General features: G+C 70.8%; 12 protein-coding genes and 1 CRISPR repeat array. Of the genes, 4 read left to right on the top strand and 8 right to left on the bottom strand.

Annotated elements, in window-relative coordinates; all coding sequences use genetic code 11:
* Nucleotides 1-159: 159 nt before the first annotated feature.
* Nucleotides 160-954, bottom strand: a complete 795-nt coding sequence (locus Sspor_RS00750; RefSeq protein WP_202197215.1) for a hypothetical protein — start codon at nucleotides 952-954, stop codon at nucleotides 160-162.
* Nucleotides 955-1,358: 404 nt separating this feature from the next.
* Here Sspor_RS00750 and Sspor_RS00745 point away from each other — a divergent pair, with 404 nt between their 5' ends.
* On the top strand, nucleotides 1,359-2,351 hold the full coding sequence (locus Sspor_RS00745; RefSeq protein ID WP_202197214.1) for a recombinase family protein: 993 nt from the start codon (nucleotides 1,359-1,361) through the stop codon (nucleotides 2,349-2,351).
* A 162-nt stretch (nucleotides 2,352-2,513) separates the two neighbouring features.
* Entirely contained in the window at nucleotides 2,514-2,759 is a 246-nt protein-coding gene (locus Sspor_RS00740; RefSeq protein ID WP_202197213.1) for a hypothetical protein, read from the top strand.
* Between the two features lie 21 nt (nucleotides 2,760-2,780).
* Here the strand turns inward: Sspor_RS00740 and Sspor_RS00735 are convergent, their stop codons facing one another.
* The 3 genes from Sspor_RS00735 to Sspor_RS00725 all read right to left on the bottom strand — a co-directional run bounded on the left by Sspor_RS00735 (nucleotide 2,781) and on the right by Sspor_RS00725 (nucleotide 6,165).
* Complete coding sequence (locus Sspor_RS00735; RefSeq protein ID WP_237403570.1) at nucleotides 2,781-3,101, bottom strand: hypothetical protein; 321 nt, start codon at nucleotides 3,099-3,101, stop codon at nucleotides 2,781-2,783.
* A 39-nt stretch (nucleotides 3,102-3,140) separates the two neighbouring features.
* Nucleotides 3,141-4,634: an NF041680 family putative transposase gene (locus tag Sspor_RS00730; RefSeq protein ID WP_202197212.1), complete on the bottom strand. Its 1,494-nt coding sequence runs from the start codon at nucleotides 4,632-4,634 to the stop codon at nucleotides 3,141-3,143.
* Between the two features lie 211 nt (nucleotides 4,635-4,845).
* Nucleotides 4,846-6,165, bottom strand: coding sequence for a hypothetical protein (locus Sspor_RS00725; RefSeq protein ID WP_202197211.1), 1,320 nt, complete (start codon nucleotides 6,163-6,165; stop codon nucleotides 4,846-4,848).
* Between the two features lie 287 nt (nucleotides 6,166-6,452).
* Here Sspor_RS00725 and Sspor_RS00720 point away from each other — a divergent pair, with 287 nt between their 5' ends.
* Complete coding sequence (locus tag Sspor_RS00720; protein WP_202197210.1) at nucleotides 6,453-6,647, top strand: hypothetical protein; 195 nt, start codon at nucleotides 6,453-6,455, stop codon at nucleotides 6,645-6,647.
* A gap of 317 nt (nucleotides 6,648-6,964) precedes the next feature.
* On the opposite strand, the gene Sspor_RS00715 is transcribed toward Sspor_RS00720, so the two are convergent.
* Entirely contained in the window at nucleotides 6,965-7,300 is a 336-nt protein-coding gene (locus tag Sspor_RS00715; RefSeq protein ID WP_202197209.1) for a hypothetical protein, read from the bottom strand.
* A 304-nt stretch (nucleotides 7,301-7,604) separates the two neighbouring features.
* Here Sspor_RS00715 and Sspor_RS00710 point away from each other — a divergent pair, with 304 nt between their 5' ends.
* Nucleotides 7,605-8,576 (top strand): tyrosine-type recombinase/integrase, encoded by a 972-nt coding sequence (locus Sspor_RS00710; protein ID WP_202197208.1) that lies wholly within the window; start codon nucleotides 7,605-7,607, stop codon nucleotides 8,574-8,576.
* A gap of 160 nt (nucleotides 8,577-8,736) precedes the next feature.
* A CRISPR array of direct repeats spans nucleotides 8,737-9,497; the repeat unit is 29 nt; unit sequence GGGACCATCCCCGCGCGTACGGGGAGCAC.
* A gap of 269 nt (nucleotides 9,498-9,766) precedes the next feature.
* Here the strand turns inward: Sspor_RS00710 and Sspor_RS00705 are convergent.
* The 3 genes from Sspor_RS00705 to Sspor_RS00695 form a co-directional block, all read right to left on the bottom strand.
* On the bottom strand, nucleotides 9,767-11,173 hold the full coding sequence (locus Sspor_RS00705; protein ID WP_202197207.1) for an RNA-guided endonuclease InsQ/TnpB family protein: 1,407 nt from the start codon (nucleotides 11,171-11,173) through the stop codon (nucleotides 9,767-9,769).
* Nucleotides 11,174-11,513: 340 nt separating this feature from the next.
* A complete protein-coding gene (locus Sspor_RS00700) occupies nucleotides 11,514-11,816 on the bottom strand; it encodes a hypothetical protein (RefSeq protein ID WP_237403569.1) in 303 nt (100 codons plus the stop codon).
* Between the two features lie 817 nt (nucleotides 11,817-12,633).
* A complete protein-coding gene (locus Sspor_RS00695; protein WP_202197206.1) occupies nucleotides 12,634-12,804 on the bottom strand; it encodes a hypothetical protein in 171 nt (56 codons plus the stop codon).
* Nucleotides 12,805-13,254 lie beyond the last annotated feature (450 nt).

The raw sequence follows: 13,254 nt of genomic DNA, 5'->3' as shown, positions 1-13,254 counted from the left end.
AGCGGGCTGGGGCCGGTGGTCGCGGGGGCCTTCGCCGGCCCCCGGACCCCCGCTCCCCCGGCACCGCCCGGCGCGGTCAGGTCGAGTCGGGCACAGCCCGGTGCGCGCCGGACGGCACCGGGGCCTGGATGCTCCGTGCCGCTGGTGCAGTGGCCGGGGTCAGGAGAACCGGGCGCGGGCGACCACGGCCGACAGCTGCCCCGCCTCGGCGGCCGCGAGGATCGCGTTCGGATCGGCCGATGGGACCGGACCGCACAGCAGCGCGTGGCCGGCCACGTCGAGCAGGTCCCACCACTCGCCGGGCGTCTTCGCCTCTCCGCGCCACAGCCGGATGTCGTCCCAGCCCTCGGCGTCGGTGTGTGCGAGTTCCTCCAGCGCCTGGGTGCCGATGTGTGCGCGGACACGCCAGTTGACGTCCAGCTCGGGGAAGGCGTCGGCCCGCCCGTTCCACAGCCGCCACCCGCACCTGCCGTGCAGGTCCTCAAGGCCTGCGCGGTCGGTGCGGGACTCGAAGGCGATCAGCGGCAACGGCCGTCCGTCCGGCATCTCCACGAACCCCAGGTGCAGCGCGTAGTCCCCGCCCGCCCAGCCCTTCGAGTCGGTGAACAGCGCGATGTCCGCGTACGCGTCGGCCTCGCCAGCGTCCTTCTCCGGCTCGATGCCGAGATCCTGGGGCCCGATCACCTGGAACATGTTCGCGATCTCCTCCGGGCTCGCCCCGCCCAGGGCCCAGTGGTCGAGCGCGTCCTCCAGCAATTCCGAGGCCTGCGGCTCCGCCATCGCCTCGACCGCGGCGAGCGCCGCATCGCTCTGGCGCTCGGCGGCCGCCGCCCGCGCGAGCACCGCCCACGTGCGGGTTGTCTCGGAGGCGAACGCGCCGACGGCAGCGGGCAGGATGCCGAAGACGGTGCCCGCGAGCGCGGCCAGGGTCGCCCGGTTCTCCGGGAGGCGCATCTGCCGGGCCAACGACGTGGGGGCCGAGTAGGAACGGCCCAGGAAACCGGTGTTGGTGTCAGAAGTTTTGACAGGCAGTCCGAAGGTCGTGCCGACGACGTTCGAGCCGGAGTCGAGGCTCTGGCCGCCGAGTGCGACGACCCAGCGCCCGCATCCCGCGAGGTGTGAAGGCCGATACCACCGGATTCGGACGGGCGGCCTGAAGTCGACCGCGCTTGCCCTCCCGATCGAGCGGGGGCCACGGCCGCACGCCGTGTCACTGTCAGAAACGAACCTTTCCCGGAGCAAGATCGAAAACGGTCGACGGGAGCGGCCCGGACCGCCGATCCGCTGTCAAAACCCGCTCTCACTCAAAAGTGGAACGGAGCACGTTCCGGGAATGGTTTGTGACACGATCCGGGGTCATGACGGATCCTCAAACCGCACTCGTGTCCGATGCGGACGACGTCGAGCGCCATCCCTGCCCGCGCTGTAACGCAGCGCCAGGTTCACCCTGTCGCTCGCGCTCCGGAGCGGTCGCCGGCACTTATCACACCGGCCGCTTCACGAAGGTACCCCGGCTCGCCAAGCTCCTGCGGGTGCCGACCCCGGCCGACCGCAATCCGGGGCAGCCGTGGCGGCCCGGCACCCCCGTGCCCGCGCCGATCGACCCGGACACCCCGAGCGCGGACATCCGCATCGGCTACGCCCGCTGCTCCACCCTGACCCAGGAACTCCAGACGCAGCTCGACGCGCTCGCCGCGAAGAACATCCCCCGGGACAAGATCTTCGCCGAGAAGATCAGCACCCGGGTGCGGGTCCGCCCGAAGTTCGAGGCCGCCCTCGCCGCCGCGCGGGAGATCAAGGCGCACGCCCCGCACTGCCGGGTCATCTTCACCGTGTACGAGATGAAGCGGCTGGGGCGGGACGCCGCCGAGCTGACCGCGCTCGCCGACCATCTCGCCGCGCACGGCCTGGTCCTGGAGATGCTCGCCGGTCCGCTGGCCGGGATCTACGACCCGACCGGGCACGGCCGACTGCTGTTCGCCTTCTTCGCCGCGATGGCGGAGACGGAGCGGGAGAACATCCGGGAGTCGACGCTGGAGGGACTCGACACCGCGGCCCGCAAGGGCAAGCACGGGGGCCGGCCGCCGGTCATCACCGACGACATGCTCCACACCGTGCTCCGCCGCCGGTCGAACGGTGAGACGGTCGAGGAGATCCAGCCCGACCTGATCATCCCCACCGGCAAGCGCAAGGGACAGAGCCCGAGCCTGTCGAGCATCTACCGGGCCCTGGCCGAACACGAGAAGCGGCAGGCGTACCCGGAGGCCGTCACCGCGGCGCACGCCGACTTCGCCGCTCGCCAGAGGGTCGGGAGCATTCCGGACCAGATGGCGGGGAGCATGAGCGCATGATCTACACGCCGCACCGCGCCAAGGGCGCTCCCGTGCTGGGGCCCTTCCCGGGCAGGAAGGGCCCTTCGGCCGGCGGCCCGCGCCAGGTGAGGACGACGACACCGGCGTGGAAGCCGAGGAGCCGGTCGCCACGGTGCCCGCGCCCCGCGATCGGAGCGGGCGATGACGCTGTGGCGGCAGGTCCTGGCCGCGCTCAACGACACCACCCTCGATGACGCCGAACGCGAGCGGATCGTGGCCCGCGGCGCCGCCCAGCTCGCCGCCCACCGCGCCCCCGAGGGGCAACAGGCCACCCCCGACGAGGTGATGGCCACCGCCTTCAGAGAGTTCGCGCTCCTCATCGACGCCGAGACGGCCCGCACCGCGCTGCGGGCCGTCAGCTTGTCGTTTATGGTGCGGCCTTGGTAGAGGGGCGGGCAGTGAGGGACGTCAGATCCAGTTGCCCCAACCGAACGTTGCGATGTAGGCCCGTCGGATGGCGTCCCAGCCAAGGCCGCTGCCGATGTGGATCACTGTCAGTGCAAGGATGAACCAGGCCGTGAAGGCACCAGCGATGATCAGTGTCCATCGAGGGCCGGAGAAGCTGGCGACCACAATGAGGGCGATGATGGTCACGCCCAAGCCCATGTGGGCGGCGGGCAGATCGGAGCGCAGGGCTTCGCGCAAAGCGTGGCGTTCTTGCTGCATATCCCGGGTGTAGCGGGAAGAAGCCGAGCCTTCGCTGTTCTCTCGCTCAGAGCTGTGCTCCATGAGGCCCCCTGTTGGTCCAGCTGTGACTACCCGAGCAGCCTATGCCGTGCTGTGATCGCGGGCAGCGTCGGTTTTGCGTCGGGGTTTTGTCCCCTTCTTGTGGTGGGCGGGCCGACTGTAGGCCTCGCCCGTGGCGAGGACGCGTCCCACCTCGTAGCGGGCGGCGGGCTGTCTGTTCTTCGAGCCGAGCGGGCGTCCGGAGCCGGGTCGGGTTGGTTTCGGTGCACTGGCTGGCGTGCCGGTTTTCGCGCGTAGGTTTCTGAACCCGCGTCGGACGCGGGCGGGGGTGAGTCTGTTCGGTTCCGCCGGGCGTTCCCACGGCCGGCGGAGGTCCCGTGCGAGAGGGCGGGCGAGGCGGAGCTGGGCGTGCGCGGCCAGGACGAGCCAGGTCCAGCGGTCGGCCGCCCTGGAGTCCCGCAGTCGCGGCCGGGTCCATCCGAGGGTCTGCTTGAGCAGCCGGAAGGTGTGTTCCAGGTCGAAGCGTCGCAGGAAGGACTGCCAGCACCGGTCGACGTCCTGGGTGGTGGCGCCGGTGCCGGACCACCAGAGCCAGACGGGCTTGTTCACCCCGCCGCTGGGCAGCTTCTCGACCGTCAACCGGATCACGGTGCCTTCGATGATCGGCAACGGGCCCTGGTGGTCGAGCCAGGCGGCTCGGCGCGTCAGTCGTGGGTGGAGCCGGTCCCAGCCTTGCGCAGTCGCCGCCCCGTATCGATCGGTGTTGGTGACGGTGACCGCGGTGGCCTCGCCCCACGTAGCCGGGTCACCGAAGACGAACTCGCCGCCGTGCTTCGGCGGACGGCCGCCCTGTGGCGGGCAGATCCACGGCACCGGGACCGGCTTGCGCATCACCCGGTCCGAGCGGAGCCGCCCCAGAACCTCCACGGGGAGGTCGGCCAGGAGGTGGGCGATGCGGGGCGCATCGTAGCCCGCGTCCAGCACGACCAGGATGCCTGGGTCGCCGACCCTCCACTGTCCAGCGTCCAGGAGCCGTCCGACGACGTCGCGGACCTGTCCAGCGGTGACCGCGGCCACGTCGGCGCCGGGCTCCAGCCGGATCGCGTCCAACAGCGCGGTCCACGAGGTCCGGCCGGTCTCCAGAGCGGCGATGATCGAGTACGGCCAGCCGGGCACCATCTGGTGCTTGCCCAGGCCCCGGCCGAAGGTGTGACAGAAGGAGCGGTCCGACGAGGTGTCGGCGTCCGGCCTCAGCCACGGGGAGACGTCCACGGCCAACACCAGCCGGCCATCGCCGGCCCGGGGCAGTGGAACGGCGGCCAGTGCACGCCGTAGCCGGGCAACATCGATCCGGCCCTGGTTGATCCCGGAGTACAAGGCGCCATGGCCCCTCCGGTGCTCAGGCGCGAGGGCCAGGTCCACGAGCGTGCGGACCGGCCCGTCGGTGCACAGGAGTGCGTCGCACAGCTCGAACAGGGCGTCGCTTCTGGAGACCAGGCACGCGTACAGCTCCGACCGGAACTCCGCCACCACCGTGAACGCGTCTCGTTGGACGTTGTGCTCGACTAGTCCCACGTTCCCGGCCTCCGTGCTGCGTTGTCGCTGAGCACAGGATCGAACGACGGCACCTCACACATCCGATGAACTGGGGAAATCCCGATCAAGTTCGAGGTCCCGTTCGATGGCAGACCATAAACGACAAGGTCAGTACCTGTGTCTGAACCCCCGTTTTGTGTAGCCTGGAGCCCTAATCTGGGCTGGTGTCCGAGGGCAGAGGGCCGACTGCTCAGCGTGTGGGGTAGACGCTAAGCACGGCGTGGTGGCTCAGGTCGGCTGCCGGGTCCTTCTCGTTCTGCGGCGCGCTGGTGTAGAGGGCGACGTCGCCGGAGACGTGGTCGGGGAGCCGGGCCCCGCTCAGGTCGGCGGCCGTCCCCGTGGCGAGGTCGACTGAGACTGGCGTCCTGGCGGCCGGGCCGGACGTGCCGTACGCGACACCATTGTTGCCGACCCCCATGAAGTTCACCCCGCTGCGGGTGTCGGTCGCGCCGAAGCAGTAGCCCTTCTTGGCCTGGAGGTCGAAGGCCATGGTGACGGCGACGAGGTAGCGTCCGTTGTCGCTCAGCGCAGTCGAGCCTCCCTGGCCGAGAATTCCCGTGCTCAGTCCCTCGCAGGCGAGGGTGAAGACGGGTTGCCCGCCGCGCTCGTCGTGCAGGGCCCAGACGTAGTTCATCGGCAGGCCCAGTGCGGAGTAGGCCTGGTTCTTCGCCTGCCACGAGGCGACCACGTAGCCGCCCTTCACCGCCATGACCTGGCCCCCGCTGCCGGGCATCGCGTCGTCACGCGGGTCGGCCCCGTCTGGAATGGTCGCCTGCCCCGGCCACAGCTCCACCATCTTGCCGCCTCCGGCGGCCAGCTGGTACTCGCGGCTCCCCTGGGCCAGCGGGGCCTTGAGGTCGCCGGTGGTGACATCGGCGACGGTGAACGCCGAATCGGTCTTGAAGAGCACTGTGCCGTCCCCCGGGTGTGCGATGACGAGCTCTGCACCGGGGATCTTGACTGTGCGGGCCGGGGCCACTCCGGTGCCGGAGGAGGCGGCGGGGAACACGGCGGCGTTGACGACGCGCGTGCCGTGGTTGACCACGTCCGCGCCTTCGTTGACCGCTGCGGTGAGGACCGCGTAGTCCTTCCCATCCTTGCTCGTCACCACGAGCTTGACGTCGCTGGCGTCGAACTCCTTGGGGTTCTCGCCGGGCTTCCACGGCGCGCTCGCCCAGCGGAGGGCGCCAGTGGTGGCCTCGCGTGCTTCGACGCCGAACGCCTTCCCGTCCTCGTAGGTCTTGAGGAGCAGCACCAGTCGCGAGTTCGGGGCGACGGTCGGCTGCGTCAGGTGCTCCGACTGCATCACCGCCCAGCCCTTGCCGCCGTCGAAGGCCGGCGGGACCTGTGCCCGCGCGGCGGCCGGCGCGCTCGGCGTCGCGGATGAGGCCGAACTGCCGGGCGCCGCAGGCGCGTTGTCCTGCGGCTTGCCGCCGCCCCCCGACCCCGTGCATGCCGCCAGCAGCACCATCGCGGCACCCGCCAGTGATCCGTACCGTAACTTCCTCAACGTTCCTCCCCGCCCTCGGTCAAGACACCTCGCCCTGACGCTACCCGCCAACCGCCGCGTTCCGTAGGCCGATCCGGCAGACCTGGTTCGGCCCTCAGCGCCACCAAGGCCGCATAGACCTGATCGGCACTCACCGGACGAAGGCGCGAGCCATGGATCCACGCCCGAGATCGGCCATCGCGGCCACCTGTTCGACTCAAAGCCGTTCGTTCACCCTCGGAAACTGGTACTCAACTCCGGTCCGGCGCGTGGGTGACCCAGACGGCCCAGAGGCCGTTGAACCGGCCGTGACCACGACGATGCGGCTCACGCCCGTCATCGGCGTGCAGCGCGCCAGCAGCGAAACGGTTCCGCGCCCCGAGCTGGAGCCGATCTTCACCGAGCTCGCCGCACGGTGGGAGACCGACGGCCGCCTGGTACCCGGCCGGCCGGATGAGGAGTGGACGATCCGCGCCCGCCGCTACCCCTGGCCCGGACGCTGACCGCGCGGTGTGGGCACGGCCCCCACCGTCCCCGCACCGCACCCCCAAGGAACCGCAGGCGCCCCCCGCCGCCGCGTTCCCGGGCTGCCGGACCGTCACACCGGGCCCGATCGCCGTGGCGTCGCCGGTGTCGGAGATGTGGACCGAGCCGTGGGGAGCGTTGCCGGTTCCCGGGGCCGGGCCGCGGTATCCGGTCACGGCCGTGGCCCCGCCGATGGTTTCGGCGTCGCCGGTGTCCCGCACGGTCACCGGCACCTCGGGCGCATCGTCCTGTCTCGTATGTGACGACTCTTTGGTCATGTGTGGGTGCTTGGGTCCTAGTTCGAGTAGTCGATACCGGAGACGGAGCCCTGCCCCTTGGCGTCTCCCGTCCCCTCGGCTGTCGCCGAACCGTCTCCTTGGCCGCCGGGCCGCTTGATGCCGGTGATACCGCCCTCGCTGGCCTCACCGGTATTGGTCGCTCTGTCGACGGGGCCGGCAGGGGTCGGGTGCTGGAACAGGGCCCAGACCAGGGCTGCGATACCGGCGGCGGCCTGGACCGAGGCCCCGACCAACTGGCCGGTGTTCGGACCGTTCAACAACCAGAGCAACGGCGTCGAGACGATGCACGCCACTGCCACCACCACGACCGCGATCTTCCGACCTCGCGTCACATCCACCCCTCCCCGAAGCCGGCCGTCACCGGAAGCCGACTGCTCCCCTCACTGATAGCAGCCCCACGCCCCACCCACCACGGCTTCCGTGGATCCTCCGGCACATGTCACCTCACGACAGGCACGGGCGCGGGCGCCGGGGGCGCGCCAGCGGGCTCGGCCCCGGAATCCGCAATCCCTGCAGCCCAGCTTGTCATTGATGCAGATAACTGCCCTGTTATCTGCACTAGGGTGACCGTCGACCAGGGAGAACGTGCCCGTTCTCCGACATGACGAGGACCTGTTATCTGCGGCAAGGAGAACCGTGGCGACCGTCGTCCCCCTCAAGACCGCCTCCGGAGCGGCGACCGTGCGCACCGCCGCCGACCGCTACCTCGACTCCATCACCGTCGCCAACACCCGCCGGAGCTACACCACGACGCTCGGCAAGGTCGTCCCCGAACTCGGCGAGGGCCGGCCCCTGTCCTCCCTCGCCGACGACGAGATCGGCCAGGCCCTCGAACAGCTCTGGGGCACGGCGGCCGCCAGCACCTGGAACGCCCGCCGCGGCGCGGTCGGCGGCTGGCTCTCCTGGTGCCACGACAGCGGCCTGCAGCCGCCGCACATCCCGGCCTGGTGCAAGCGGATGCCCGACCCCGGCTCCGACACCCCGGTCCGCTCCAAGACCGCCATCGACCGCCTGATCGCCCGGCGCGACGTCGCCCTGCGCGAGAAGGTCACCTACCGGATGCTCTACGAGACTGTCGCCCGCGCCGACGAGCTCCTCGGCATCAACATCGAGGACCTCAACCTCCCCGCCCGCCAGTGCCCGGTGAAGGCCAAGGGCGCCAAGGCCGTCCGCCGCCGGGGCCAGGCCCGCGAGGACTACGCCACGGAGACGATCTACTGGGACGCCGGCACCGCCCGGCTGCTGCCCCGCCTGATCGGCGAGCGGACCCGCGGCCCGCTGCTCGTCACCCACCGCCGCCCCGGCCCCGGCAAACTCCTCACCCCGCGAGACGCCTGCCCCGACACCGGCCTCGCCCGCCTCTCCTACGGCCAGCTCCGCGCCCTGCTCGACCGCCACACCTGCGTCGGCGGCGACGAAGGCACCGGCTGGGACCCGCACGAGTTCCGCCACTCCGGCCTCACCCACCTCGGAGAACAAGGCGTCTCCCTGTTGCTGTTCATGGCGAAGTCTCGCCACAAGTCCGTCAGCGCCGCCCGCAAGTACTTCAAGCCCGGCGCGGCCGCCCTCGCCGAGGTCACCAGCCTGCTCGCCCCCAGCGACCGCTGACCCCAGACGCGAGGAAGCCCCGGACCGCACGGTTCGGGGCTGCGCGTACTGGGAATTCCCGGAGAGGCTCCAGAAGCCGACTGGCAGCCCGGGGCCATCCCCGCGCGCGCACGGGGAGTACCCCGGGCGCACTCGTCACTCGTCAATGGGGGCTCCGCTGGGGACCATCCCTGCGCGTACAGGGAGCACGGTCCTGGCAGGGTCCGAGCGCCCCTCCTCTCGGGACCATCCCCGCGCGTACGGGGAGCACGAGCAGATCCGGTCTCCGTGCCGGTAGGACTTGGGGCCATCCCCGCCTGTACGGGGAGCACAGGTGTCTGAACGTGGCTGCTTCCAGTCGGTCGGGACCATCCCCGCGCGTACGGGGAGCACCACCAGGAAGACCAAAGCCCGCCGCATCCGGCGGGACCATCCCCGCGCGTACGGGGAGCACCACCCCGCCCCGGTGGACGGGGGCTCCCCTCGGGGACCATCCCCGCGCGTACGGGGAGCACTCGGTCAGCGGGCCGCCGTCGGCGCGGGCGTAGGGACCATCCCCGCGCGTACGGGGAGCACCCGGACCAGGAGACCCCGCCGGAGCGGGCCCAGGGACCATCCCCGCGCGTACGGGGAGCACAGCGCCTGAAGATCGGAGTCGGCCTCGCTCGTGGGACCATCCCCGCGCGTACGGGGAGCACGGTCGTACCTGGCGGTCAAGCCGTCAAAGGGGGGGACCATCCCCGCGCGTACGGGGAGCACATCTCCCCGCGAGCGGCGAACTCGGTGAGAGTGAGACCATCCCCGCGCGTACGGGGAGCACCGCAATGAAGAAGGGGACGTGAGGACATGGCCGGGACCATCCCCGCGCGTACGGGGAGCACGAGTCGGATCACCGGCGATGATGTCGTTCATCGGGACCATCCCCGCGCGTACGGGGAGCACACTTCGTGACCTGCGGTGCTGTGGGCCGGCGGTTGGCTGTGAGAGCACTTTCGCCGATTCGGACATTGCTCCCGTATGTACACGCTGTGGAGTTAGGGATGGCTGGGGCATTGCTGTCCCAGGGTGACCGACTGTTGGTGCGTCGGCCTTCCCGCTTCGTCCTGCCTGCCCGCTTCGTCCTGCCTGCCCGGGCACCGCACGGGGCGGTGCCCGGGGCTTACGTGCAGTCCACGGGCGTTGCAGCCCCTGTTCCAGGGGACTGGTCCGGCTCAGGGCTGGACGGGTATGGCGTGGTTCTTGATGTTGCGGGCCGCGTTGGCGTCCCGGTCCAGGACGATACCGCACGAGCGGCAGGCGAACTCGCGGTCTGCCAAGGTCAGTTCCGTGTTGATCCAGCCGCAGGCGGAGCAGGTTTTGGAGGAGGGGAAGAAGGTGGGGACGCGGGCGAGGGTGGCGCCGTGCCAGGCGGCCTTGTAGGCGATCTGGCGGTTGAGCTCGCCGAAGCTGGCGTCCAGGATCGCCCGGTTCAGGCCGGCCTTCTGCCGGACGTTGCGGCCGGGGCTCTGGAGGGTGCCCTTCGCGGAGGAGGTCATGCCCTTGGTGTTGAGGGATTCCAGGGCGATCTCGGCGTACTGCTGGACCAGCCGCTTGGAGATCAGGTGCAGCGCGCTGGTGCGGCGCGCGGCGAGCTGGGCGTGGAGTTTGGCGACGCGGGCGCGGGCCTCGCTGTAGCCCTTGGACTGCTGGGCGGCTCCGCGGACGAAGCGGCGGGACATGACCCGCTGGGCGCGTGCGAGTTTGCGCTCGGTGGCGGCCAGGTGGCGCGGGTTGGGGATCAAGACGGTGGGCCCGGCGGCCGGGGTGAGGGTGAGGGGGTCGGAGAGCGCGGCGAGGGCTTTGACGCCGAGGTCCGCTCCGATACGGCCGGCGGCGGCCTGGCGGTGGGAGGGCCCAGAGGGGATGTGCTGCTCGACGCGGCACAGGACGGAGGCGTGCCAGCGGTGCCCGTCGCGGGAGACGGTCAAGGAGTTGACGACCGCGCGGCCATCGGCGATCAGGCGGAGCAGGTCGCGGGCGTCCTGGTGGAGGCGGACTGTGAACGCGCTCTGGCCGCCGCCGCCGGGGATCCGCAGCCGACGGGAGGTCTCGAACCTGATCTCCGGCTTCTTGACGTTGTGGACCAGGCGGAACCGCTCGCGGGCGCGGCCGCGCCGCTTGAAGCGGGGGTAGCCGACCGGGCCGCCCGCCCTGCGGCCGGAGGCGGAGTCCATCCAGTTCTTCCAGGCCGTGGCCGCGTCTTCCATCGCCGTGTAGTAGGCACGGTTGGAGACCCCTTCCCACCACGGGTAGGGCGTGGTCCGCTCGGCGCCCTCGGGTAAGGGGCCGGTGAACGGGTGGCCCTTGGTCTCCCGGAAGAACGCCTGGGCGCGGAACGCGTTGGGGACCTTCACCTTCGGCGCGGCCTTGTTCGCCACGGCCTTGTCCATGCCCGCGGCGATCAGTGCGTCGCGGCCGCGCGCCCACTTCTGGTGCACGGCCACCATGTAGCCGAGGGCGAAGTTGTAGCCGCAGCGGGCGGCGGTGGCGTAGCGCTGGAGTATCTCGATCTGTGCAGGGGTGGGATCGAGCGCGTACCGGTAGGCGCGGAGCGTCTCCGTCGTCGACGTCGTCGTCATCGCAGGATCGTCCCGTACGGGTCTGACAGCCGCGCCCTTTCCCGGCTATTCGGGGGCCTCGGCACCGCGGCGCACTGAAGCCCCGGACCGCACGGGCAACACCCCAGCCCGGCCACCGTCCTGCGGATGCTCCGGGACCACGACGACCAGATGGTCGCCGACGCCGAGATGCAGACGCAGCCGACCACGACGTAGGCCTCCAGGCGTGCAATCGTTCCCCTAGCTGGGGGTGCATCGCCCGGCCAGCCGCGTACTGCCGGTCGCCGCTCAGCCCGCGCCCACGCCGCGGGCGGCCCGATAGGGAGCGGCCAAGACACCTCACGTTGTTATGCCGTCAAGTTCAGGGGATGAGGCCTCCGAACACGGCGCGGTCGTAGAGGCGCTGGTGCCACTCGTTTGCGCCAGATGCGGGCTTGCTGGTCAGCACGGGATTCGGGCCGGTCTCGATGAGGTGTAGCAGGGTCCAGGCCATGCCGTAGCAGTCGTCCGGGCCGAAGCAGGAGACGAGAGCCTGCGCCTCGTCCCTAGTGACCGGCTTGGCGATCGCGCGGAGCTGCTGGTCACGCCTGTCGATCTCGTCTTCGCTCGCGTCCCAGTCGGGGAGCGGGCCGTCATCAACGAACGTCTGCACTTCGGGTCTCATGTTCGAATGATCGGTCGCCGGCGCCACCGTGAGCAAGGCTTCTTCCCAGGTCACGCCGCTTGTGCTTCTGCCGACGACGGTGCCGGGAACGCGGACTGCTCGTCAAACAGCTCCCGGGGCCCGCGTAGAGAGAATCACCGGCGCTGTGCGCCGTTCTCCCTTCCGTGGCCCCTGACGTGCGGCCGGAGGGCGTGAGCCTGTCCGGCCTGGAGATGTCATGCCGAAGAAGCAGAACACCGCCGCCAGGCGTGCCCGCGCGGCCGCCCGGTCCGGTGCCAAGTACACGACCGCCCTGCGCGCCGCCGTCGGCCCGCTGCCTCCGCATCTGCCGGTCGTGGACGAGGAGGCTCTGACCGACGGGAACGCATCGTCGTGGATCACCTGCGGGCCCTCGCGGCCGCCGGCTGGGAGCCGGTGCTGCTCGACACGGTCGACCGAGCCCAGGGCTGGGGCCGCCCCCTGAGGGCGGCCGTCGCCGTGTGACCGACAGCGGCGCCCCGGAGACGAGGTCCTCTGAGGCGCCGCCGCGGCACTACAGGCTTCCATCTGCCGGGTCAGCGCGGCTAGACCCATGGCTTTTCCCTCATCACGGCGATCCGGGCCGTGACCTGGGCATTCGCAGCGAGGTGTCGGGAGAACCGTCGTCTGTGCGGGGCGGGCAGAGACCAGCTGCTCGACCGTTGGATCCTTGCTCTTGTTCAGGTATGCCCCTTCCAGGTCGGCCTCTTCTAGGTGGGCCCCCGCGGCTGCTCGTGCTCCTGGTGCCCGTCGGCGTGGGGATGCTCGGGACGTACGAGACGACCCTGGGGACCGCGGGCTACGGCTTCTTGCGGCGGTACCGGGTGAAGACGGAGACCAGATCGGCCAACTCGCCGACCAGGGCGACGGTGTCGGTCCGGTGGGCGCGGCACAGGGCCACGATGCAGACGACGGTCGCGCACAGGAAGCCGACGAGCAGAACGAGCAGGGCGAGGGTCATCGGGTTCATGGGTGTCCTCCATCGGTAGAAAAGCGTTCCCACCCCGCAGAGGCCGGGGTGGCAGGAGGACAGTGCGGGAGCGGCCACCAAGGCGCGCAACCGTCCGCCACCCCTTCGTGGGGCTCGGGTGCTGCTGGACAGCAGGGGTCTCGAAGTCTTCAAGGGAGTCGATTTCCTACCGGACAGGAGCCGAGGGGATTCCTGACCGCTCCCCCTCGCTGCTGTTGTTATGGGGGAATCCGGGGGCGATCCAGTACTGGGGCGGCGGATTGTTGAGGCCGGGAGCGGGGCGGCGCGGCCGCACAATCCGCCACGCGGCGGCCGCGCCGCCGCTCTTGACCGAGTAGGGAGCCGTCTACCGCGCGAGCTGAAGAGCGGTCTCCAGCACGGTCCGGTAGTTCTCCACTGTGAACTGGTGGCGGCGGCTGTACGTCGGGGCGCGGACCTGGTGGCGTTCCC

This window comes from Streptomyces spororaveus (genome assembly GCF_016755875.1).
GTDB lineage: Bacteria > Actinomycetota > Actinomycetes > Streptomycetales > Streptomycetaceae > Streptomyces > Streptomyces spororaveus.
This window is presented reverse-complemented; position numbering and strand designations above follow the sequence as displayed.

What these genes read in the sequence shown, in the direction of transcription:
- Sspor_RS00745 (WP_202197214.1), top strand. Translation starts at nt 1,359, where the DNA reads ATGACGGATCCTCAAACCGCACTCGTGTCCGATGCGGACGACGTCGAG.
- Sspor_RS00740 (WP_202197213.1), top strand. Translation starts at nt 2,514, where the DNA reads ATGACGCTGTGGCGGCAGGTCCTGGCCGCGCTCAACGACACCACCCTC.
- Sspor_RS00700 (WP_237403569.1), bottom strand. Translation starts at nt 11,816, where the DNA reads ATGAGACCCGAAGTGCAGACGTTCGTTGATGACGGCCCGCTCCCCGAC.
- Sspor_RS00735 (WP_237403570.1), bottom strand. Translation starts at nt 3,101, where the DNA reads ATGGAGCACAGCTCTGAGCGAGAGAACAGCGAAGGCTCGGCTTCTTCC.
- Sspor_RS00750 (WP_202197215.1), bottom strand. Translation starts at nt 954, where the DNA reads ATGCGCCTCCCGGAGAACCGGGCGACCCTGGCCGCGCTCGCGGGCACC.
- Sspor_RS00695 (WP_202197206.1), bottom strand. Translation starts at nt 12,804, where the DNA reads ATGAACCCGATGACCCTCGCCCTGCTCGTTCTGCTCGTCGGCTTCCTG.
- Sspor_RS00705 (WP_202197207.1), bottom strand. Translation starts at nt 11,173, where the DNA reads ATGACGACGACGTCGACGACGGAGACGCTCCGCGCCTACCGGTACGCG.